Raw genomic sequence first — 20,561 nt, forward strand, 5'->3', positions numbered from 1 at the left:
TTGAATGCTCCGCCGCCCGGGGTCCAGGAGGAACCCGGGCGGCTGCCAGCAAAAGGCTGGCACCAGTCTTTTTCGGCTTCAGTCCAGGATGCCGGGTAGCCTCAATTGATACTCGCGTGCGCATGCCAGGGCAGTCTCGTAGCCGGCATCCGCATGGCGCATCACTCCGCTGGCGGGGTCGTTCCAGAGCACCCGCTCCAGCCTCCTGGCGGCAGCGGGCGTTCCGTCCGCCACGATCACCATGCCCGCATGCTGCGAGAAGCCCATGCCGACCCCGCCGCCGTGGTGCAGCGAAACCCAGGTCGCGCCGGAGGCCGTATTCAGAAGCGCATTCAGCAGTGGCCAGTCGGACACGGCATCCGACCCGTCCTTCATCGATTCGGTCTCCCGGTTGGGCGAGGCGACGGAGCCAGAATCGAGATGGTCGCGGCCGATCACGACGGGCGCCTTCAACTCGCCCTTGGCCACCATCTCGTTGAAGGCGAGGCCCAAGCGGTGTCGGTCGCCCAAGCCCACCCAGCAGATGCGAGCGGGAAGGCCCTGGAACGAAATGCGCTCCCGCGCCATGTCGAGCCAGTTGTGCAGGTGGGTGTTACCCGGGGTGAGTTCCTTCACCTTGGCGTCGGTGCGGTAGATATCCTCCGGATTGCCGGAAAGCGCCGCCCAGCGGAACGGACCGATGCCGCGGCAGAACAGCGGACGGATATAGGCTGGCACGAAGCCGGGAAAGGCAAAGGCGTTCTCGAAGCCTTCGTCCTTCGCCACCTGGCGGATGTTGTTGCCATAGTCGAGCGTCGGTACGCCGGCGTTCCAGAAGGCGACCATCGCCTCGACATGCTCTCGCATCGAGGCCCGGGCCGCCTTCTCGACGGCCGCCGGATCGCTCTCGCGCTTGGCCTTCCACTCCGCGATCGTCCAGCCTTTCGGCAGATAGCCGTTGAGCGGATCGTGCGCCGAGGTCTGGTCGGTGAGGAGGTCGGGGCGCACGCCACGGCGGAACAGTTCCGGCACGATCTCGGCCGCGTTGCCGAGAAGGCCGACCGACTTCGCCTCGCCGGCCCTGGTCCAGCGATCGATCATCGCCAGCGCCTCGTCGAGGGTCGTCGCCTTCTCGTCAAGGTAGCGGGTGCGCAGGCGGAAATCGATGCGGGTCTCGTCGCACTCGATTGCCAGACAGGAGGCGCCGGCCATCACTGCGGCGAGCGGCTGCGCGCCGCCCATTCCGCCGAGACCCGCCGTCAGGATCCACCTGCCCTTGAGGTCACCGCCGTAATGCTGGCGGCCGGCCTCAACGAAGGTCTCGTAGGTGCCCTGAACGATGCCTTGCGTGCCGATGTAGATCCATGAGCCGGCCGTCATCTGGCCGTACATCATGAGCCCCTTCTTATCGAGTTCGTTGAACTTCTCCCAATTCGCCCAGTGCGGCACAAGGTTCGAGTTGGCGATGAGAACGCGCGGCGCGTCGGGATGGGTGCGGAAGATGCCGACCGGCTTGCCGGACTGCACCAGCAGCGTCTCGTCCTCCTCGAGCCCCTTCAGCGAGGCGACGATGCGATCGAAATCCTGCCAGGTGCGCGCCGCTCGGCCAATGCCGCCATAGACGACGAGTTCGTTCGGGTTCTCGGCCACATCCGGGTCGAGATTGTTCATGAGCATCCTGAGCGGCGCCTCGGTCGTCCAGGACTTGGCATTAAGCTGAGCACCTCGGGGCGCGCGGACTTCGCGGATGTTGTGGCGCGGGTTCGTCATTACGGTATCCTGTCAGTTTCGCGCGGCAGCCAGCCTGGTTGCAACGAGCTCAAGCTCCTCCAGCGCCGCACGCAGATGCCGCCGCAGTTGTGCAGCCTTATCGTCGTCGTACTGGAAGGGCAGCGCTTCGGTGACCAGGTGCGTGATCTGCGCCAGTTCCATCTGGATCGCGTGAACGCCTTCGTGGGGCCGGCCATAGTGGCGCGTAGTCCAGCCGCCCTTGAAGCGTCCGTTCAGAACATGCGTGTAACTGGTCGCGCTGGCGCACACTTCTCTGACCACGGTCTCGATCGCGGGATCGCAGGACGTTCCGTCATTCGTGCCGATGTTGAAGTCCGGCAGGACGCCCTCGAACAGGAACGGACAGACGGAGCGAATGGAATGGCAGTCGTAGAGGATGGCCACCCCGTTCTCGTCTTTGACCCGCTCGATCTCGGCGGCCAGCGCCGCATGATAAGGGGCGTGAAAGCGCGCGACTCGTTCCTCGATGTCGGCGTCCGAGGGCTCCTGCCCCGGGATCCAGATGGCCTGATTGTCAAAATCGGTCAGCGGAACAAGCCCGGTGGTGTTCTGGCCGGGATAGAGGCTTTTGCCCGACGGATCACGATTGGCGTCGACCACGTAGCGATGGAAGGTGGCGCGAACGGTGGTCGCGTCCGGAAGCAGGCCTTCGTACAGGCGGTCGACGTGCCAGTCGGTGTCGCGAAGCTTTTGTCCCTCCTCGTTGAGGCGCGCGGCGATCTCCGAAGGCACGAAAGTACCGACATGCGGGAAGGCGAGGATGACGGGAGACGCCCCGCGGCGGACTTCGACGGGGGTCATGCCGAAAGCTCCGGCAAAATACCTTCGCTGACGCTCGCCTCCAGCGCGCCGGACATGACCAGTTCCGTCCCGGCGGCAAGGTCGTCCGCCAGATAGCGGTCAACCTCAAGAGCAGGCACGGCCGAACGGATCACTGCGTGGGCCCTCAGGAGTTCCGTCCCGGTCTTCAGCGGCGCTCTGAGATCCACGCCCTGCACCGCCGTGATCGCCTCGATGCCGATGATGCCGGCGAGGTTGGCGGTCATCGGCAGCAGCCGCCGAGCGCCGTGGCAGGCCATCGAAACGTGGTCCTCCTGGTTGGCGGAGGTCGGGGTGGAGTCGACGGAGGCTGGGTGGGCCATTTGCTTGTTCTCAGACATCAGCGCCGCGGACGTGACCTCCGCGATCATCAGACCGGAATTCAGGCCCGGCATCTTCGCCAGGAAGGCGGGCAGGCCGAAGGAGAGCGCCGGATCGACAAGAAGCGAGATCCGCCGCTGCGCGATCGCGCCGATCTCGCAGATGGCGAGGGCGATCTGGTCGGCCGCAAAGGCCACCGGCTCGGCGTGGAAATTGCCGCCGGACACGATTGAGCCGTCCGCCAGAACCAGCGGGTTGTCGGTGACGGCATTCGCCTCCGTCTCCAGCGTGCGACCCGCCATGCGCAGGAGATCGAGACAGGCGCCGCCCACCTGCGGCTGGCAACGGATGCAGTATGGATCCTGCACGCGCTCGTCGCCGTCGAGATGGCTGTCGCGGATTTCGGACCCCTTCAGCAGCGCCCGCAGCGCCGCCGCAGAGTCGATCTGGCCACGATGGCCGCGAAGCTCGTGGATTTCGGGATGGAACGGCGCCGAAGAGCCCATCGCGGCATCGGTCGACAGCGCGCCGGTGATCAGCGCCGCCCGCGCCACCCTATGAGCGCGGAACAGGCCCGCGAGCGCCAGCGCCGTCGACACCTGCGTGCCGTTGATCAGCGCCAAGCCCTCCTTGGCGGCCAGCACGACCGGCTTCAACCCGGCCTTCGCCAGTGCCTCCCCGGCCGGCATACGGACACCCGTGTAGACGACATCCCCGACACCGATCATGGCGGCGGTCATGTGCGCGAGCGGCGCCAGATCCCCCGAGGCACCGACGGAGCCCTTTTCCGGAATGACCGGCAGGACATCATTCGCCAGCATGGCCTCGATCAGAGCGACCGTTTGCGGCCGAACGCCTGAGGCACCTCGCCCGAGCGAGGCGAGTTTCAACGCCATGATCAGCCGGACGATCTCGCGGGGCAGCGGATCGCCAACCCCGCAGCAATGCGACAGGATGAGGTTGCGCTGCAGGGTCTCGACATCCTCTGCCGGAATGCGGACGCTGGCGAGCTTTCCAAACCCGGTGTTGATGCCGTAGACCGGATCGCCCTTCGTGACGATCCGCTCCACCGCGGCGGCCGCGGCCGCCACCCTCTCGGCGCACGCGGGATCGAGCGACGGCGTCGCTCCTTCGTAGATCGCCGCCAGCTCCGAAAGCCGAATGGAGCCGGGTCTCAAGACTATCCTGTTCATGCACCCCTCCAGATGCGGGCGTGAAGCGGATTGAAGCCCATGCGGTAAACGAGTTCCGCCGGGCTCTCGATGTTCCAGATGGCGAGGTCCGCCTTCTTACCGGCCTCGAGCGTGCCGATGGTCCCGCGCATGCCGAGCGCCGCAGCGGCATTACGCGTCACACCGAGAAGACACTCCTCGACCGTCATGCCGAAGAGCGTCGCCGCCATGTTCATCGCCAGCAGCAGCGAGGTCATCGGTGAGGTGCCGGGATTGCTGTCGGTCGCAACCGCCATCGCGACGCCGTGGCGTCGAAACAGCGCCACCGGCGGCTTACGGGTTTCGCGGATGAAATAGAAGGCGCCCGGCAGCATCACCGCTACCGTGCCGGCACGAGACATGGCGAGCGCCCCCGCCTCGTCGATGTATTCGAGGTGGTCGGCCGAAAGTGCATGGTATCTTGCCGCCAGCACCGCGCCGCCGAGATCGGAAAGCTGGTCGGCATGGAGCTTCACCGGCAGCCTCAGTCGTTGAGCTGCATCGAACACCCGCGCGATCTGCTCGGGCGAGAAGGCGATGCCCTCGCAGAAGCCGTCCACCGTGTCGGCCAAGCCTTCCGCGGCGATCGCGGGCAGCATCTCATCTGCAACCTTCGAGATGTATCTATCCTTGTCGTCAGCCGCCTCGACCGGCAGGGCGTGGGCGCCCAGGAAGGTCGTGACCACCTGCACGAACCGTTCTGCGCCCAACCTGCGCGCCGCGCGCAGCGACTTGCGTTCGTTCTCGAGGTCGAGCCCGTAGCCGGATTTAACCTCGACCGTCGTCACCCCTTCGGCAATCAGGGCGTCCAGACGCGGCAAGGTCTCGCGCACCAGATCGTCCTCGCTTGCAGCGCGCAGCGCCCGGACCGAGGAGACGATGCCGCCGCCGGCCCGCGCGACTTCCTCATAGGTGGCGCCGGCCAGCCGCATCTCGAATTCGTTGGCGCGGTTTCCTGCGTGCACGAGGTGGGTATGGCAGTCGATCAGGCCCGGAGTGATCCAGCGTCCTTCGCAATCAATGACTTCGGCCTCTGACGATAGCTCAGACGAAAGTTCGGCCTCCGCGCCGGCAAAGACGATCGATTCTCCACGCACCGCGACGGCGCCGCGCTCGAACACGCCCAGACCCGGCAGCGAGGGCGCCATGGTGGCGAGCCGGGCGTTGCGCCACAGGCGGAGCTTCACCTCGGAATTGGATGACGCCATCGCCTTTTTCTCCGTTTGCGATCGACGCGATTATGTATAGACATATTGCAGGTCGCCGCAAGCGGAGCGGCGACCTCTGATGTCGCCTAACTAGCTTCTTCACAGGAAGCGGGAAGGCAGTCGCGGCAATCTTTCTGAGGTGCGAAGAGGTGTCTGGAACTACGACAATCCATGCCGAGACCGCCCTGCTTCGCGATGGCTGGGCCTCGGACGTGCGAATCACCATGGCAGGCGGCGCGATCACGGTGGTTGAGCCGGGAAAGCCGGCCGCCCCAGGCGACGAGCGCGCAGCGATCCTGCTGCCCTCCATGCCGAACGTCCATAGCCACGCCTTCCAGCGCGGCATGGCCGGCCTTGCCGAGACGCGCGGACCCGGCGAGGACACGTTCTGGAGTTGGCGCGAGATCATGTACCGGTTCGCGCTGATGATGACCCCGGAACAGGCCGAGGCCGTCGCCGCGCAGCTCTATATGGAGATGCTGGAGGCGGGTTTTGGCCGTATCGGCGAGTTCCACTACCTGCACCACGATCGCGACGGCAGCCATTATGACAATCTGGCGGAGATGGCGGACCGGATCGCTGCGGCGGCGGCCGAGACGGGAATCGCCCTCACCCTGCTGCCGGTCTTCTATGCCCATTCCACATTCGGCGGAGTTGAACCCAATCCGGGCCAGCGCCGCTTCATCACTGGCCTCGACACGTTCGAGCGGCTCCTGGACGCGAGCCGCGACAGCATCCGTAAGGCAGGCCTGTCCGACGCGGTCGTGGGTGTCGCGCCACACAGCCTTCGCGCGGTGACGCCGGACGAACTCGCCGCCGTGGTCGAAATGGGCGGGTCGGGGCCGATCCACATCCACGCGGCCGAGCAGCTTCGCGAGGTCGACGACTGCCTGGCAAGTCTGGGCAGCCGGCCGGTCGAATGGCTCCTCGCCAACGCGCCCGTAGGTGCGAACTGGTGCCTGATCCACGCGACCCACATGACCGACGAGGAGACCGCTGCGCTCGCAAGAAGCGGCGCCGTCGCGGGGCTCTGCCCGGTGACCGAGGGAAGTCTCGGCGACGGGACCTTTCAGGGTCGCAGCTTCCTGGCGGCAGGCGGCCAGTTCGGGGTCGGCTCCGATTCCAACGTGCTGATCGGCGTGGGTGACGAACTCAGGCAACTCGAATACTCGCAGCGCCTGAAGCATAATCAGCGCAACGTACTCGCCAGCCCCGGGCAATCGAACGGCCGCACCATGTTCGACGCGGCCCTGGCAGGCGGCAGCCAGGCGCTGGGCGGCCAGGCGGCAGGGATCACTCTCGGGGGCGCGGCAAGTTTCGTGTCGCTCGATCCCTCACACCCGACGCTCGCCGGCAAGACAGGTGACGCCATCCTCGACGCCTGGATTTTTGCCCGGGCCGATGTCGATTGCGTGTGGGTCGGCGGGCGCAAACTGGTCGAGGGAGGCCGCCACGTGAAGCGGGACGCCATTGCCAAGCGCTTCCGCAATGTGATGAAGGTGCTGGCCGGTTGATGGAAGCGACCGAGACCACGCCTTCGAAGCCCGCCGCGCCGCAAAGCGGCAAGGCGAACTCGCTGCACGAGCGCATCGTGTCCGACATCACTGGGCGGATCGTTTCAGGAAGTTGGCAGCCCGGCCATCGCATCCCGTTCGAGCACGAACTTGCAGCCGAATACGATTGCTCGCGCATGACCGTGAACAAGGCGCTGGCGCAGCTTGCCCGATCCGGAATGGTCGAGCGGCGCCGGCGCTCCGGCAGTTTCGTACGCCGGCCACATTCGCAGGCGGCGGTTCTCCAGATCCACGACATCAGGTCCGAGGTCGAGGCGCTTGGCCTGCCATATCGGTACCAATTGCTCGCGCGGCAGGTCAGGCGCGCCAATGCTGATGACCGCGAGCGCCTCGGACTGGGTGCTTCACCGCGGGTCCTGGAGATCGCATCGCTCCATTTCGCGGGAGCACGGCCCTTCTGCGACGAGAATCGCCTGATCAATTTGGGCGCTGTGCCAGAAGCAGAAAACGAGGGCTTCGAAGGGAATGCTCCCGGCCCCTGGCTGGTCGCAAAAATCCCTTGGAGCGTCGCCGAGCATCGGATCCATGCAGCGGCCGCGGACGCGGCACTCGCGTCGGCATTGGACATCCGACCCGGAACGCCCTGCCTTGTGGTAGAGCGACAGACCTGGAGCGCCGAGCAGCCGGTCACCCAGGCACGTTTCACTTATCCGGGAGATGGGCACGTGCTGGTGGCGCGGTTCACGCCCTGAGGGAGGGTCGGTCCCGCACGCTCTCAAAAGAACGGGGCTCCGCGCCGAAACGCAGAGCCCCGCTTTCAATCGAATTGTCGATCTCAGATCGCGGCGGTGATGATGATCTCGACCTTGTAGTCCGGCGTGGCGAGCTTGGCTTCGCCGGTGGCGCGGGCGGGCGTGTGCCCCTGCGGCACCCAGGCGTCCCAGACCGCATTCATCTCCTGGAAGGTCGACATGTCCGCAAGCCAGATGATCGCCTGCAGGATCTTGGTCTTGTCGCTTCCGGCCTTCGCGAGCGCTTCGTCGATGGTCGCCAAGATCGCCTTGGTCTGCGAGGTGACGCTTTCGCCCGGCGCCCCGACCTGGCCGGCCAGATAGACGGTGTTGCCGTGGATGACGATGTCGCTCATGCGCGGGCCGACATCGATTCTGCGGATGGTCATGTCTACTCCTTGCTTGTGAAAACAATCCGAGCGCTAGGCACGGAAGCGGTTGGGTGAAAGAGCCGGGACGATTGCCCCCAGCTCGGCCGATGGTTCTGCTTGCCTTATCAACTGACCGGCAAGCAGTGACAAGGCCGGCGAGGTCTGGATGCCATAGCCGCCCTGCCCCGCCAGCCAGAAGAAGCCCTCTGCCGTGCGGTCGAAACCGGCGACCGGCGTGTGATCAGGTGCGAAGGTCCGCAATCCTGCCCAACTCCGCTCGAGATGCGTCACCTCGTAGTTGACCAACTGCTGGAACCGGTCCAGCCCCTCGGCAAGCACCATATCGTCCGGATAGGCATCGTGCGGGTCGACCGGATCCTCGTCGGCCGGCGACACGAACAGCCGTCCGCCATCCGGCTTGGCGTACCAGCGCTCCCGTGCGTCATTGAACGATGGCCAGCGGCGGATGTCGTATCCGGCCGGCCCCGGCAGCACGGCCATTGAACGGCGCAGTGGCTGTAGGCCAATGGGTTCCAATCCGCACGCCTTGGCGACGATGTCCCCCCATGCGCCGGCGGCGTTGACGACGATATTCGCAAAGACCTCTCCCTGGCTCGTCTTGATTAGCCATTGGCCGTCCCGACGTTCGCCCGAAATCACCTCGCATTGCGTGTACAGAACCGCGCCGCCCTGCTTCGCGGCCTTGAGCCAGCCTTGGTGGAGGGCAGCGACGTCGATGTCATGCGCGTCCTCCTCGAAGGAAGCCTCGACGATCCCGTCGCGACGCAGGATGGGCACCATCGCAAGCGCCTCGTCGACCGAAATCTCCTGTATGCCTTCCGACTCCGCCAGCAACTCACGGTGCGCCCCGACACCGTCCGGATCGGCGACGTAGAGCAGGCCCCGATCGGTCAACAGCGGATGCGGAAAGAGGTCCGATGCGGCACCGTGGAACAGCGGCCCGCTCGCACGGTTGAGCGCCCGGATAACCCCATTTCCGTAGTTGGGGATGAAGAGCGCGGCAGAGCGACCGGTGGAGTGGTGCCCCGGCCGGTCCTCGCGCTCAATCATCACCACGCGAAAATCCCGGGCAAGCTCCGCGGCCACGCCGGCCCCGGCAATCCCAGCGCCGATGACGGCTACGTCTGCAACGATCCGATCTGCCATTGGCGTCCCCTTGACTGCACCGCGACTAGCGCCCGTTGCCTCGATAGGCAACAGCCAGAGCGATGATCCGGCTTCGGCCAACGCGTTGGGGGTCGGCGCCAAGGGGCCGGCCGGTTCCCGTCACATGAATTTGGCTCCGCGATCACGAGCGAATGCTGTTAGGTGAGCGATGCCCCAAGAAAACTCAGGATCGCCGCGAAGCCAAGTCCAGTCCGCACGGCATGGAGAGAGCCCCATCGCTCGATCATCGCACGGATCTCCGGGCCTGCCGCTGTGGGTTCGGTGGTCATGAGATTGTTGTTGACCGGCATGATCGCAAGCAGCGTGAATGGCCAGTTGGCGATCATGAGCGATGCACCGAGAAGCCAGCCTGCATGACCGTCCTGCCACCATGCGACCAGCCCAAGCAGGCACCCTGCCACTGCCAGTGGCGCCTGCATGGCAAAGCCGTGCTTGTAGGCCGGCTTCCATTCAGTCAGTAGGGCGCCGTCGTCCAGTTCAAGACGGGCAGGCTGCTCGGCGACATTGATGTACAAGGCCGCGCCGAAGAACACGGCGGCGGCTATAAGGGCAAGTTGTCCGCTCAGCATCTCAGACACCTAGGCACGAGCAAGTACGCAGCTTAAGCGTGACAGTCCGTGTGAGACAACCGCCCGAGGGTCGCCGAAGGTCGCAATCCGCCGATTGACAAATGTAATAACATAACATAGCGACGGTGCTGCATCACCGACCCGTCAGCCCATGTCCGAAGCCGCCGTCACCTTCCGCGACCTTACGCTCGGCTACAGCAGCCATCCCGCCGTGCACCATCTCAGCGGGGAGGTGCGGCGCGGGTCGTTGACAGCGGTCGTCGGCCAGAACGGCTCGGGGAAATCGACGCTGCTCAAGGGCATCGTCGGCGTGCTCAAGCCGATGGCCGGCACCTGCCAGGTCGCCAGCAATTCTCGCATCGCCTACCTGCCGCAGCAATCGGAACTCGATCGTAGCTTCCCTGCCCGCGTCGTCGACCTCGTCTCCATGGGGCTCTGGCCGAAGCGCGGGCTTCTCGGCCGATATCGCGGCGAGGATCGCGATGCGGTCGCCAGTGCCCTGGGCACGGTCGGGCTTAGCGGGTTCGAGAAGCGGTCGATCGACACGCTTTCCGGCGGGCAGTTGCAGCGAGCCCTGTTCGCGCGCGTCCTCGTCCAGAATGCCGACATCATCCTGCTGGACGAACCGTTTAACGCGGTCGACTCGAACACGGTGGGCGACCTGCTCGGCGTGATCAAGCGCTGGCACAGCCAGCAACTGACTGTAATGGTGGTGGCGCACGACCTGGATCTCGTACGCAGCCATTTTCCCGAGACGCTGCTTCTTGCCCGACGCCCCGTCGCCTGGGGCCCGACGGCGGAGGCGCTCAGTTCCGAGAACCTCAAGAAGGCTCGCCGTTTTGACGAAGCCTGGCACGACGACGCGCCGTGGTGTGAGCCGGCCGGGCATGGCGGCCACGTTGATCACGGGCATGGCCATCATGCTCATGGCCTAAACCATAGCAAAGCGGGCTCCGCAGGCGAGCCCGAGCGAAGCCCGATCCAGGCGGCCTGATCATGTACGATTTCCTTGTCGCCCCGTTCGTCGAGTTCGGCTTCATGCAGCGCGCGTTGGCCGGCTCGCTCCTGCTTTCGCTCTCGGCCTGCCCTGTCGGCGTCTTCCTGATGCTGCGGCGGATGAGCCTCACGGGCGATGCGATGTCGCACGCGATCCTGCCAGGAGCAGCCGCCGGCTTCCTCCTCTACGGTTTGCAGATCGTGCCGATGACGATCGGCGGACTGGTCGCCGGAGCGATAGTCGCGGTGGGCGCGGGTGCGGTGTCACGCTTCACGCTGCAAAAGGAGGATGCTTCGCTGGCGGCCTTCTATCTCATCTCGCTGGCGCTCGGCGTGATGATGGTGTCGCTGCGCGGCTCGAGCGTCGACCTCATGCACGTACTGTTCGGGACCGTGCTGGCGCTGGACGATGCGGCACTGTGGCTGATCGCCGGCATTGCCGTCGTTACGCTCGCCAGCCTCGCCGTGTTCTGGCGGGCGCTGGTGGCAGAGTGCCTGGATCCCCTGTTCCTGCGCTCCGTGAGCCGACTGGGCCCGCTGGTCCACTTTCTCTTCCTCGGCCTCGTGGTGCTCAACCTGGTCGGCGGGTTCCAGGCGCTGGGAACGCTGCTATCCGTCGGCCTCATGATGCTACCCGCGGCGGCGGCGCGTTTCTGGACCAGCCGGGTCGTGACCATGGCCGCGCTGGCCGTGGTCATCGGGATCGTGTCGTGCCTGGCGGGGCTGCTTGTCTCCTATCACGCCGCCCTCCCATCTGGACCGGCCGTCGTGCTCATCGCCGGAGCCATCTACCTGGTCTCGGCGCTGGTGGGCACGCGGGGCGCACTGCTCGCGCGCGTCAGCCATCCCCATCGCCATCGTACCGCCTGAGCCGAGTTTTCCGAGATGATCTCACAATTGCGCCTTGCCGCCTCTTTCGGTCTCGCGTTGGTCCTCGGTTCCTCCCTGCCGGCAGCGGCGGACGGCAAGCTGAAGGTGGTCGCAAGCTTCTCGATCATCGGCGACTTCGCCCGAAATGTCGGCGGCGACCGCATCAAGCTCACGACGCTGGTCGGACCGGATGGCGACGCCCATGTGTTCGCACCGAAGCCGGCGGACGCAGCTCTGATGGCGAATGCCGATGTCGTTCTCGTCAACGGCCTACATTTCGAGGGCTTTCTCACCCGCCTGGTGAAAACCAGCGCGACCAAGGCTGCGGTCGTCGAATTGTCAAAGGGGATACAGCCTCTCCAGATGGCCGAAGACCGCGAGCACGACCACACGGCGGAGGAGCATTCCGAGCGACACGATCACTCGCATGAGGCGAAAGATGTCGATCCGCATGCATTCCAGTCGATCGCCAATGCGCGGATCTATGTGAAGAACATCGCCGATGCGTTCTGCGCAGCGGACGCCGCTGGCTGCCAGACCTACCGCGCCAACGCCGCCCTCTACGATGCGAAACTCGCCGAGACGGACGCAGCCGTTCGCGCCGAGATGGCCGCCATCCCCGAGGACAAGCGGGTGGTCATCGCCTCTCACGACGCCTTCGGCTATTTCTCGCGCGATTATGGGATCGTCTTCCGCGCACCGGCGGGCGCTTCGACGGAAGCCGACGCATCCGCATCGGACGTCGCCGCGCTCATTCGGCAGGTGCGCGAGGAGAAGGCATCTGCCATCTTTGTCGAAAACATCACCGATCGTCGCCTGGTCGAGCAGATTTCGCGCGAAACGGGCCTGCCTGTGGGCGGCACCCTCTATTCCGACGCGCTGTCGGCGCCCGATGGTCCCGCCGCGACCTACATCGACCTGATGATGCACAATGCCCGCACGATCAGGGCCGCCATCATCGGCGAATAAGGCGACGGTTGCAGACGTCCGCGTCGAGTGGCATGACAGCACCAACCAAATCTGGAGCGACGGACATGGACATTCGGCAGATCACGGACGACTACGCAGTCTCGGGCCAGATCGCGCCGGACGACATTCCGGCGATCAAGGCGGCCGGCTACAAGAGCATCATCTCCCATCGGCCAGACAACGAGCAGCCCGGACAGCCTACCGCCGCCGAGATCGGCCGTGCCTCGCAGGCAGCGGGTCTGGTGTTCCGGCATGTACCGGTCGTCAGCGGGCAGATGACCCAGGACGACGTGGAGAAGATGGCGGAAGCCCTTGCCGAGGTCCCAGGGCCGGTCTTCGGCTATTGCCGCTCGGGAACACGCTCGACGAACATTTTCATGGCCGCGAAGCAGGGGGAAGGCTGAACCAAGCGCCTTCGGGAGAGGGCCTCACAGCGGCAACGCGCCTGTTTCCTTCAACGTATCGAGCACGATCGCGGTCTTCACGTGCTGCACGGATTCGTGCGGCAGAAGCTCGTCGTTGACGAAGTGCGACAGCGCCTTCAGGTCGGGCGTGACCACTTTCAGGAAATAGTCCATCTCCCCGGTTAGCGCATGCGCCTCCTGCACCTCCGGCAGGCGCGCTACCAACTGCGCAAACCGCTTGGCGTTGTCGCGGTTGTGGGTCGCCAGCGTCACGAAGACCACGCTGACCAGCGAGAAACCGAGCCGGTCGCGGTCCAGCGTCGCGCGATAGCCGGCAATGTAACCCTCCTCCTCGAGCCGTTGGCGCCGGCGCGAGCACTGTGACGGCGACAGGTTCACCCGCTCCGACAGATCGTTGTTGGTGAGCCGCGCATCCGCCTGCAACAACGCCAGGATCTTGCGGTCAAAGCTGTCCAACTGTTCAAGGCCCATGCTTGGCGGCTCCCTGATGCACGTTCCGTGCAAGCAAGTACCTTCCGGGGGCTGGAACGCAAGCACCATGCGCGCGTTGGTCGGTATCATCTCGAGCAATTCGCAAAGCACGAGGATGCGCCATGGGCCCCTTCCCGCACGATGCACCGCCTGCCCGCATCAGCAAGGACAACCCCGCCGGCACGGACGGGTTCGAATTCGTCGAATTCGCTCATGCCGAACCCGAGAAGTTGGAGACGCTCTTCGAGCGCATGGGCTACACGCCGGTCGCGCGCCATCGCACCAAGAACATCACGGTCTGGCGGCAGGGCGACATCAACTACGTTCTGAATGCCCAGCCTGGCACCCATGCAATGAACTTCGTGGAACAGCATGGCCCCTGCGCGCCGTCCATAGCCTGGCGGGTGGTCGACGCGCAGCATGCGTTCGAGCACGCAGTATCTAAGGGCGCCACGCCCTATCGCGGGGCGGGCAAGACGCTGGATGCCCCAGCGATCGTCGGCATCGGCGGCTCGCTGCTCTATTTCATCGATGAATATGGCGAAAAGGGCTCGGTCTATGACGCCGAGTTCGAATGGCTGGGTCCGCGCGATCCGAAGCCGGAGGGTGTCGGGTTCTACTATCTCGACCACCTCACCCACAACGTCTACCGCGGCAACATGGACAAGTGGTGGGACTTCTACCGAAACCTCTTCGGCTTCAGGCAGATCCACTACTTCGACATTGACGGCCGCATCACAGGGCTGGTCAGCCGCGCCATCACCTCGCCCTGCGGCAAGATCCGTATCCCGCTCAACGAGTCGAAGGACGACACCAGCCAGATCGAGGAATTCCTGAAGAAGTACAAGGGCGAAGGCATCCAGCACATCGCGGTCGGTACCGAGGACATCTACGGCGCGACCGACCGCCTGGCCGACAAGGGTCTGAAGTTCATGCCCGGCCCGCCCGACACCTATTACGAGATGTCAGTCGAGCGGGTGCATGGCCATGACGAGCCGATCGAGCGGATGAAGACGCACGGCATCCTGATCGACGGCGAAGGCGTGGTCGACGGCGGCATGACCAAGATCCTGCTGCAGATCTTCTCCAAGACAGTGATCGGGCCGATCTTCTTCGAATTCATCCAGCGCAAGGGTGACGAAGGGTTCGGCGAAGGAAACTTCCGCGCGCTGTTCGAGTCGATCGAGGAGGACCAGATCCGGCGCGGGGTTTTGACGGCGGCGGAGTAGATATCGCCGCGAGGGGAATAGACGCTCAAGGCCCGCTGCGCCGCCTGCGGCTCACCCAGTGACGGAATGGACGAGGGAGTTCACCGTGCCGAGGGCCTTGGCGAGATAGCGGCCATTGTAATAGGCCCCATCCCAGATGATGAGGCCGGTCAAGATCATAACTGCGATCACATAGCGCATTGGTCACCTCCCGCGCCGGGCTGCGGGGCATTTTTCCCGGACCATATCGGCCATCCGTAAACCTTCCGTGAGCGGATCTGCGGCGGGGGTGCAAGAACCCTATAATCAGGGCGTCTCGAAACCAGGGCCGGAACCTCCCCTTCGCCCAGGATGTCAGACGAAGAGGCGAGTCTCTCGGAATCCGGGCCTGCACCGGAAAGGAGACAGCCATGAAGTGGATCCTCGCAGCATCGACGCTGGTCATCCTGAGTCAACCCGCCTTCAGCCAGCAGCAGAGGCCCTGCCAGCAGGGTGACGTAGGCCAGACAGGCATAACCGGCTGCCGCACTCCTGATATAACCGGCGCCACCATCGATCGGAGCGGCACTTTCAACGCGGGACCAACGACACCCAGCGCAACGAACCAGGGAAGCGGCGGGCCTGTCGTGGTGCCGAACGATCCGCTCGCCACTGGCCTGCTTCCGAATCCCCTGGTCGGCGCGCCGGGCGTGACGGGACTTGGGACCGCCGGTCCGCAGGCTCAGATTCCGAGTCGGGCGCCGGCACCGACCACAACTACTCCGCCGGCCGGCAGCGGTGGCACCGCCGTAGGCGCTACGCCTCAAACTCCTCGCTCCGTAGGTGCTGCCCCCCGCACGTCTACGGGCAGCGGAAGCAACGCAGCCGGCACCGCGGGAACGACGGGTATGGCCACGACGCCGAAAACTTCCAAGCACAGCGGCAGGAAGGTAGTCGGCGCCGGAAACTCTACCACGACTGGCACAAGTTCAGTGCCTAGTACCTCCATGGGGAGCGGTGGTAGCGCGATTGGAGGCGGCAACCATACGATCCGTCCCATGGGCGGTAATCATGCTATCCGCAGCCGTAGTCACAGCCACCGCTGAGTCGGCAGTCAGTCAGGCCCGCTCGACCCGGCATTGATAGCAGTTGTTGCGGGCCGACCGCGTATGCAGGTATGCGACGTCGTCTCGCGACAGTAGTTGGTGGGCTCGCGCCGAGATCGAGGCAGTCGGCACCACAGAGCCCGTGCCGTAGACGATCCGGTCGTCGTGTCCGTAGCCTCGAAGGATGTAGTCGGGACTGGACCGGAACATCTCCGGCAGCATGTCCGTATCAGGCGCTCTCTCGCACTCCTCGGCGCAGAGGAAGATCGGCCCGGTCTCCGCATAGGGTTGGAGCGCCGGAAACGGGCGGTAGGCGAGGACGAGATAGGATCTCCCCGCGGGGAGATTCTGCAGGCAGTGCCGGCAGGGGACGCCATCGCCGTCGGAAAGCTTGCGCTCCGGCGAAAGCCCGTAGGCATCCAGTCCGCCGCGCTGCAGACGGCGGACCTGTTCGGTCGGAAGTGCTGAGAAACGGATGAACATGACACTGTCCTCGATTTTCGAGGACGATACCGTCGGCGGCTCTACCTTTCCACCCGAAAGCTGCGCAGCGAAGGGTTGGCTGCGGGATGCCCCCACTCAGCCCTAGCGCTCACCTCATGACGATCGACGAGCGTTCCTCGAATGTCATGGTTCGGACCGTCTCGTGGGTCTGGCCGACAGGCGAGAAGCCCAGCTTCTGGTAAAGCGGCAGCGCGGCCGGATGATCGAGCGTGCATGTCTGCACGGACACCTTCAAGGGCTTGTAGGACCACGCAGCCTCTATGGCCGCTCCCAGGAACCATTTTCCGAGCCCCTGCCCGATCGCATGTTCGATCATGCCGAAATAGGCGAGTTCGACTTCGTCGGGCAGATGCACCTTGAGATCGAAGAAGCCCGCCGGCACGCCGTCGAGATAGAGAATCCGGATGTCGCGATCCGGCTTCGCCAGGCCCTCCGCCAGTTCCTCGTCGGAAAGCCGCAGGGCGTTTACCCAGTACCATTTCCGCCCCACCCGGTCGATCAGATAGCGATAGTAGTGGAGCGGGATGTTGCGGGCCCTCAGCAGCGCGATCTGCCGGTTATAGGGGAGCGGCGGATAGTGCGACGGCGGCCGGGACATTTCTAGGAACGTCACCGTCACCGGGATGAATTCCGGCGATTCCGCATGCTGCGACATCGGTTTCGTCATTCGCCTGTGCCCGTTTCCACTGGGGTGTCGCCGCGCCCGCCCCACTCTGCCCAGGATCCGTCATAGAGCCTGTTGTCCGTGTGCCCCACGCTCTCAAGCGCCAGCGTGATCACGGCTGCCGTGACACCGGACCCGCAGGAAGTAACGACCGGCTGCGTAAGATCGAGCCCGGCTCCCTCCAGCTTGCGGCTTAGGTCCTCGATGGGCAGCAGACGCCCGCCCTGTGACAGAGCCGAAGCGGGCAGGTTCTTCGCCCCCGGCATGTGGCCTCCCCGCAAGCCGGGCCGCGGTTCCGGATCGACCGCGGAAAAACGTCCCGCCGGGCGTGCATCGGCGACCTGGCCTTCGCCCGTCGCCACGGCTCGCCGCACGTCTTCCAGTCCGGCGACCCGCTGCTCATCGAAGTCTGGATTGAAGACGCAGGGGGCGATCCTGGTCGGCTCGGCGGTCACTGGCCGGCCTTCCGCCTTCCAGTTGTCGAAGCCGCCATCCAGCACGAGGACATTTTTGGCACCCATCACCCGGAACATCCACCAGACGCGCGGCGCGCTGAACATTCCGGGGCCGTCATAGACCACGATCGTGTCGTCCGCCGCGACACCCATGGACCCCACATACTGGGCAAAGAGCAACGGCTGCGGGAGCATATGCGGCAAATTGGAATCCGGATCGACGACCAGATCCAGGTCGAAGAACTTCGCGCCGGGAATGTGGCCGGCCTCGTACTCGGCCTTGGCGTCGCGCCCCTGCGCGGGCAGGTACCACGAGGCGTCGACAATCGTCAGACCCGGCTGGCCGAGGCGTTCCTGCAGCCATGCTGCATCGACGACGAACGGGCTCTTCTGCGGCATGGTGCGTCTCCGGAGGCAAGACCGGACCGCTTTTGGCACATCGCGGCGGCTTCCAAAAGAGCCGCGTTCGCACTGCACCATTCGTCAACGCAAAGTAGAGCTAGAAATCCCTGGAAGAAAACGCGACCTGAGTGCGCTCAGGCTGCCGCAATCGCCAGCGCATGCGTCCGGGCGTTCTCGCGCAGCACATCGAGGTGGATAACCTTGAGGAGACTTGCCAGTTCGCCCTGCGGCTCGGGTCCGAGTTCGTCCAGCATCAGCCAGGAGACTTCCTGCGGACCCGCTACGCGTCTGCCCTTCGCCACCTCGCGCCATACCCTGAGCGCCCGGACGATGACCCGGTGCGTCGAGGCTGCAAGGCCGGCAGCGCGCATCAGCGCGGATAGCGCTCCGTCGCTGCCGGAAGACAGCATCGACCTGACGCGCTGCTCGCTCTGGCTGGTGAGCGCCACCATTGCCGAGCCGAAGAAGTCGACCTTTCCGTAGGCGACCACCCGGATGAGGAAGGAGGCAGTGAGATCGCCACCGAGTCGCAGATGTTCGATCAGCGCGGCATGCTCGTCTGGCCGCGTGCCTTCGATCAGCGTCAGCGAGGCTTTGATGCAGGCGTCCCGCGTCACCTTCTCGGCCCTTGCGGGGCCGATCAGCGCGCAGACCAGTTGCGAGCGGCTGAGCGCCTGCCCGACCTTGACGAGCAGCATGTGGCGGCAATCGGACGGCAGCCGTGGATCGGCAATCATCGCTTCGCGCAGCCGCGGCAGATCGCCATGGCGCTCGGCCAGCCGGCGGAAGGAGATCGACGCGATCGCAGCGCCGGAATTGGCGAGAAGGGCGCTGCAGGCCTCGGCCTCTCCAACCTCCGCCAGCGCGGCGGAAACCTGCATGGACAATGACGGCCGCCGGGCGATCAGCGTCTGAGTAGCTGCGGAGCCCGAGGCAACGCGGTCGATCAGGTCGGCATCGGTGATGAGCGGGGATCTCGAAATGACGATGCTCGCCACTTCCGGCTGGTCGGATGCCAGAGCCGCTATGACTTGCGGCGGGGCATGCCTGCTCATCGAGAGCGCGTCGGCCAGAGCCAGCCGAACCTTCGACGACGGATCATCGAGCAGCAGCGTCAGCGCAGCTTCTGCAGCGCAGCGGTCCTCGAAGGGAAGTTGGTGATTGATGAAGGCTCTTGCCAAACTGGCCGCTGCCGCCGCTCTTTCAGGCACGCGCGCCGTGCTGATCCATTTCAGGAAATGCGACACTACCATGAAAAATTTGCCCGTCGCCCGCGCCAATCGCCTCTGCACCCTAGGTAGAAAAGGTTTACGAAGCGTTCACCATGTTGCTTAACCGGCTTGCGGCCCGGAACCCGGCGGCCTACCACAGGCAGCACTAGGCGGAGGAGGACCATGGCAGGACGCTATTTGGAAGAATTCCAACCGGGTCTCCTCATCAGGCACGCGATCACCAGAACGGTGACGGAGAGCGACAACGTGTTGTTCTCCACCATGACGATGAACCCGCAGCCGCTGCACATCGACTTCGACTTCGCGTCCAAAAGCGAATGGGGCAGGCCGCTGGTAAACTCCCTGCTCACGCTGGGTCTCATGATCGGCATATCGGTGCACGAGACGACGCTCGGGACGATCGTCGCCAATCTCGGGATGACGGAGACGACCTTTCCGCATCCGCTCTTCCACGGTGACACGATCCGGGTGGAGACGGAGATCGTGTCGGTTCGCGAGTCGCGATCGAAGCCGGACCGGGGGATCGTCGAGATGGAGCACAGGGCCTTCAACCAGGGCGGCGTGCTGGTGGCGCGTTGCCTGCGCCAGACAATGGTCCTGAAGAGGCCGGCCTGATGCGTTCGCTGCTGTTCGTCCCCGGCGATTCCGAGCGGAAGCTTGAAAAGGCTTTTGCGTCGGGAGCCGACGTGCTGCTGATCGATCTGGAGGACTCCGTCGCCCCGCAGAACAAGGCTGCGGCGCGGGTGGCTGCGGCCAAGTACTCCGTCGAGCATCGGGCCGCCGCAAAGGCCCTCATCTATTTTCGCGTAAACGATTTTAGCTCAGGCCTGTTGGACGAAGACCTTCGCAGCGTGACGGCAGCCCGCCCGGACGGCATCATGCTGCCCAAAACTGCGGGCTTGACCGACGTCGAGCGCCTGTCGGCAAGACTGCGCGTGGCCGAGGCCGAGCACGACCTGCCGGACGGCTCGGTGCGGATCCTGCCGATCATCTCGGAAACCGCCGCTGGCGTTTTTGGCGCGAGCACCTACGGGCGTGGGCACGAGCGTCTTGCGGGCGTGACCTGGGGTGCGGAGGATCTATCCGCCGCGATCGGCGCACGTGCGACGCGTGACGAGGCGGGCCATTACACAGAGGTGTTCCGGCTGGCTCGATCTCTGACGCTGCTTGCCGCAACTGATGCGCAGGTCGCGGCGATCGACACGGTCTTCGTCGACTTCCGCTATCCAGAAGGGCTGCGCCGGGAATGTCTGGAGGCGGAGCGGGACGGGTTCACCGGCAAGATGGCGATCCATCCGGATCAGGTCCCGATCATCAACGAGGCCTTCACCCCCTCCCCCGAAGCGGTTGCTGAGGCCCGCGCCGTGGTCGAAGCCTTCGCGGCGGCAGGCAACCCGGGCGTGGTGGGCATCGGCGGCAGGATGTACGATCGTCCGCATCTGAAGCGCGCCGAGCGGCTGCTAGCGCGGAGTGGACAGGCACTGAGTTCAGATTAACAGCCTGCCAGCCCAGGCAGCC

At 65.0% G+C, this 20,561-nt stretch carries 22 protein-coding genes; 9 read left to right on the forward strand and 13 right to left on the reverse strand.

Features of this window, described 5'->3' with window-relative positions:
* Positions 1–78 precede the first annotated feature (78 nt).
* The 4 genes from hutU to hutI are packed head-to-tail and all read right to left on the reverse strand — an operon-like array spanning position 79 to position 5,329.
* Positions 79–1,749 (reverse strand): urocanate hydratase, encoded by a 1,671-nt coding sequence (gene hutU / locus HUI96_RS13010; RefSeq protein WP_188255086.1) that lies wholly within the window; start codon positions 1,747–1,749, stop codon positions 79–81.
* 12 nt (positions 1,750–1,761) lie between these two features.
* Positions 1,762–2,571 (reverse strand): N-formylglutamate deformylase, encoded by an 810-nt coding sequence (gene hutG, locus HUI96_RS13015; RefSeq protein ID WP_188255087.1) that lies wholly within the window; start codon positions 2,569–2,571, stop codon positions 1,762–1,764.
* Positions 2,568–4,103 (reverse strand): histidine ammonia-lyase, encoded by a 1,536-nt coding sequence (gene hutH, locus HUI96_RS13020; protein WP_188255088.1) that lies wholly within the window; start codon positions 4,101–4,103, stop codon positions 2,568–2,570. Before hutH ends, hutG begins: the two co-directional genes overlap by 4 nt.
* Positions 4,100–5,329, reverse strand: a complete 1,230-nt coding sequence (gene hutI / locus HUI96_RS13025) for an imidazolonepropionase (RefSeq protein ID WP_188255089.1) — start codon at positions 5,327–5,329, stop codon at positions 4,100–4,102. The genes hutH and hutI overlap by 4 nt, the downstream gene beginning before the upstream one ends.
* Before the next feature lie 149 nt (positions 5,330–5,478).
* Here hutI and HUI96_RS13030 point away from each other — a divergent pair, with 149 nt between their 5' ends.
* Both HUI96_RS13030 and hutC read left to right on the forward strand, forming a co-directional pair.
* Entirely contained in the window at positions 5,479–6,843 is a 1,365-nt protein-coding gene (locus HUI96_RS13030) for a formimidoylglutamate deiminase (protein WP_188255090.1), read from the forward strand.
* The gene (hutC, locus tag HUI96_RS13035) at positions 6,843–7,595 is read left to right on the forward strand and encodes a histidine utilization repressor (RefSeq protein ID WP_188255091.1); all 753 of its coding nucleotides are present in this window, start codon (positions 6,843–6,845) and stop codon (positions 7,593–7,595) included. The genes HUI96_RS13030 and hutC overlap by 1 nt, the downstream gene beginning before the upstream one ends.
* Positions 7,596–7,678: 83 nt before the next feature.
* On the opposite strand, the gene HUI96_RS13040 is transcribed toward hutC, so the two are convergent.
* The 3 genes from HUI96_RS13040 to HUI96_RS13050 form a co-directional block, all read right to left on the reverse strand.
* Complete coding sequence (locus HUI96_RS13040; protein WP_188255092.1) at positions 7,679–8,023, reverse strand: RidA family protein; 345 nt, start codon at positions 8,021–8,023, stop codon at positions 7,679–7,681.
* Between the two features lie 33 nt (positions 8,024–8,056).
* Complete coding sequence (locus tag HUI96_RS13045; RefSeq protein WP_188255093.1) at positions 8,057–9,172, reverse strand: NAD(P)/FAD-dependent oxidoreductase; 1,116 nt, start codon at positions 9,170–9,172, stop codon at positions 8,057–8,059.
* A 158-nt stretch (positions 9,173–9,330) separates the two neighbouring features.
* Positions 9,331–9,759: a DUF1772 domain-containing protein gene (locus HUI96_RS13050; RefSeq protein ID WP_188255234.1), complete on the reverse strand. Its 429-nt coding sequence runs from the start codon at positions 9,757–9,759 to the stop codon at positions 9,331–9,333.
* Positions 9,760–9,913: 154 nt separating this feature from the next.
* On the opposite strand from HUI96_RS13050, the gene aztA reads away from it, so the two are divergent.
* The 4 genes from aztA (at position 9,914) to HUI96_RS13070 (ending at position 13,001) form a co-directional block, all read left to right on the forward strand.
* Complete coding sequence (gene aztA / locus HUI96_RS13055) at positions 9,914–10,756, forward strand: zinc ABC transporter ATP-binding protein AztA (RefSeq protein WP_188255094.1); 843 nt, start codon at positions 9,914–9,916, stop codon at positions 10,754–10,756.
* A 2-nt stretch (positions 10,757–10,758) separates the two neighbouring features.
* A complete protein-coding gene (aztB, locus tag HUI96_RS13060) occupies positions 10,759–11,628 on the forward strand; it encodes a zinc ABC transporter permease AztB (RefSeq protein ID WP_188255095.1) in 870 nt (289 codons plus the stop codon).
* Positions 11,629–11,643: 15 nt separating this feature from the next.
* A complete protein-coding gene (locus HUI96_RS13065; RefSeq protein ID WP_188255096.1) occupies positions 11,644–12,597 on the forward strand; it encodes a metal ABC transporter solute-binding protein, Zn/Mn family in 954 nt (317 codons plus the stop codon).
* A 65-nt stretch (positions 12,598–12,662) separates the two neighbouring features.
* Positions 12,663–13,001 carry a TIGR01244 family sulfur transferase gene (locus tag HUI96_RS13070; protein ID WP_188255097.1) on the forward strand — a complete coding sequence of 113 codons (339 nt, stop codon included), beginning with the start codon at positions 12,663–12,665 and terminating at the stop codon, positions 12,999–13,001.
* A gap of 24 nt (positions 13,002–13,025) precedes the next feature.
* Here the strand turns inward: HUI96_RS13070 and HUI96_RS13075 are convergent, their stop codons facing one another.
* The gene (locus tag HUI96_RS13075; protein ID WP_188255098.1) at positions 13,026–13,493 is read right to left on the reverse strand and encodes an Lrp/AsnC family transcriptional regulator; all 468 of its coding nucleotides are present in this window, start codon (positions 13,491–13,493) and stop codon (positions 13,026–13,028) included.
* Positions 13,494–13,615: 122 nt separating this feature from the next.
* Between HUI96_RS13075 and hppD the strand changes: the two genes are divergently transcribed.
* Positions 13,616–14,722: a 4-hydroxyphenylpyruvate dioxygenase gene (gene hppD / locus HUI96_RS13080; RefSeq protein WP_188255099.1), complete on the forward strand. Its 1,107-nt coding sequence runs from the start codon at positions 13,616–13,618 to the stop codon at positions 14,720–14,722.
* Positions 14,723–14,773: 51 nt separating this feature from the next.
* On the opposite strand, the gene HUI96_RS29890 is transcribed toward hppD, so the two are convergent.
* The 5 genes from HUI96_RS29890 to HUI96_RS13100 form a co-directional block, all read right to left on the reverse strand.
* Complete coding sequence (locus HUI96_RS29890) at positions 14,774–14,902, reverse strand: hypothetical protein (protein ID WP_273033180.1); 129 nt, start codon at positions 14,900–14,902, stop codon at positions 14,774–14,776.
* Between the two features lie 896 nt (positions 14,903–15,798).
* A complete protein-coding gene (locus HUI96_RS13085; RefSeq protein WP_188255100.1) occupies positions 15,799–16,269 on the reverse strand; it encodes a DUF1203 domain-containing protein in 471 nt (156 codons plus the stop codon).
* Between the two features lie 109 nt (positions 16,270–16,378).
* Positions 16,379–16,957, reverse strand: a complete 579-nt coding sequence (locus HUI96_RS13090; RefSeq protein WP_237684119.1) for a GNAT family N-acetyltransferase — start codon at positions 16,955–16,957, stop codon at positions 16,379–16,381.
* Positions 16,954–17,808, reverse strand: a complete 855-nt coding sequence (sseA, locus tag HUI96_RS13095) for a 3-mercaptopyruvate sulfurtransferase (RefSeq protein WP_188255101.1) — start codon at positions 17,806–17,808, stop codon at positions 16,954–16,956. The genes HUI96_RS13090 and sseA overlap by 4 nt, the downstream gene beginning before the upstream one ends.
* A 137-nt stretch (positions 17,809–17,945) precedes the next feature.
* Complete coding sequence (locus HUI96_RS13100) at positions 17,946–19,064, reverse strand: DUF2336 domain-containing protein (protein WP_188255102.1); 1,119 nt, start codon at positions 19,062–19,064, stop codon at positions 17,946–17,948.
* Positions 19,065–19,205: 141 nt separating this feature from the next.
* Between HUI96_RS13100 and HUI96_RS13105 the strand changes: the two genes are divergently transcribed.
* Together HUI96_RS13105 and HUI96_RS13110 are read left to right on the forward strand one after the other, a co-directional pair.
* Positions 19,206–19,658, forward strand: a complete 453-nt coding sequence (locus HUI96_RS13105; RefSeq protein WP_188255103.1) for a MaoC family dehydratase — start codon at positions 19,206–19,208, stop codon at positions 19,656–19,658.
* Positions 19,658–20,539 (forward strand): HpcH/HpaI aldolase/citrate lyase family protein, encoded by an 882-nt coding sequence (locus tag HUI96_RS13110; RefSeq protein ID WP_188255104.1) that lies wholly within the window; start codon positions 19,658–19,660, stop codon positions 20,537–20,539. Before HUI96_RS13105 ends, HUI96_RS13110 begins: the two co-directional genes overlap by 1 nt.
* The last annotated feature ends 22 nt before the right edge of the window (positions 20,540–20,561 follow it).

The sequence above is a fragment of the Pseudaminobacter soli (ex Zhang et al. 2022) genome, from assembly GCF_014595955.1.
Lineage (GTDB): Bacteria > Pseudomonadota > Alphaproteobacteria > Rhizobiales > Rhizobiaceae > Kumtagia > Kumtagia pseudosoli.

Excerpts from the sequence above, each read along its gene's own strand:
- HUI96_RS13070 (WP_188255097.1), top strand. The coding sequence starts at position 12,663 with ATGGACATTCGGCAGATCACGGACGACTACGCAGTCTCGGGCCAGATC.
- hutG (WP_188255087.1), bottom strand. The coding sequence starts at position 2,571 with ATGACCCCCGTCGAAGTCCGCCGCGGGGCGTCTCCCGTCATCCTCGCC.
- hppD (WP_188255099.1), top strand. The coding sequence starts at position 13,616 with ATGGGCCCCTTCCCGCACGATGCACCGCCTGCCCGCATCAGCAAGGAC.
- aztB (WP_188255095.1), top strand. The coding sequence starts at position 10,759 with ATGTACGATTTCCTTGTCGCCCCGTTCGTCGAGTTCGGCTTCATGCAG.
- sseA (WP_188255101.1), bottom strand. The coding sequence starts at position 17,808 with ATGCCGCAGAAGAGCCCGTTCGTCGTCGATGCAGCATGGCTGCAGGAA.
- HUI96_RS13045 (WP_188255093.1), bottom strand. The coding sequence starts at position 9,172 with ATGGCAGATCGGATCGTTGCAGACGTAGCCGTCATCGGCGCTGGGATT.
- hutC (WP_188255091.1), top strand. The coding sequence starts at position 6,843 with ATGGAAGCGACCGAGACCACGCCTTCGAAGCCCGCCGCGCCGCAAAGC.
- HUI96_RS13085 (WP_188255100.1), bottom strand. The coding sequence starts at position 16,269 with ATGTTCATCCGTTTCTCAGCACTTCCGACCGAACAGGTCCGCCGTCTG.
- HUI96_RS29890 (WP_273033180.1), bottom strand. The coding sequence starts at position 14,902 with ATGCGCTATGTGATCGCAGTTATGATCTTGACCGGCCTCATCATCTGG.
- HUI96_RS13075 (WP_188255098.1), bottom strand. The coding sequence starts at position 13,493 with ATGGGCCTTGAACAGTTGGACAGCTTTGACCGCAAGATCCTGGCGTTG.
- hutH (WP_188255088.1), bottom strand. The coding sequence starts at position 4,103 with ATGAACAGGATAGTCTTGAGACCCGGCTCCATTCGGCTTTCGGAGCTG.
- hutI (WP_188255089.1), bottom strand. The coding sequence starts at position 5,329 with ATGGCGTCATCCAATTCCGAGGTGAAGCTCCGCCTGTGGCGCAACGCC.
- hutU (WP_188255086.1), bottom strand. The coding sequence starts at position 1,749 with ATGACGAACCCGCGCCACAACATCCGCGAAGTCCGCGCGCCCCGAGGT.
- HUI96_RS13090 (WP_237684119.1), bottom strand. The coding sequence starts at position 16,957 with ATGACGAAACCGATGTCGCAGCATGCGGAATCGCCGGAATTCATCCCG.
- HUI96_RS13110 (WP_188255104.1), top strand. The coding sequence starts at position 19,658 with ATGCGTTCGCTGCTGTTCGTCCCCGGCGATTCCGAGCGGAAGCTTGAA.
- HUI96_RS13105 (WP_188255103.1), top strand. The coding sequence starts at position 19,206 with ATGGCAGGACGCTATTTGGAAGAATTCCAACCGGGTCTCCTCATCAGG.
- aztA (WP_188255094.1), top strand. The coding sequence starts at position 9,914 with ATGTCCGAAGCCGCCGTCACCTTCCGCGACCTTACGCTCGGCTACAGC.
- HUI96_RS13065 (WP_188255096.1), top strand. The coding sequence starts at position 11,644 with ATGATCTCACAATTGCGCCTTGCCGCCTCTTTCGGTCTCGCGTTGGTC.
- HUI96_RS13040 (WP_188255092.1), bottom strand. The coding sequence starts at position 8,023 with ATGACCATCCGCAGAATCGATGTCGGCCCGCGCATGAGCGACATCGTC.
- HUI96_RS13100 (WP_188255102.1), bottom strand. The coding sequence starts at position 19,064 with ATGGTAGTGTCGCATTTCCTGAAATGGATCAGCACGGCGCGCGTGCCT.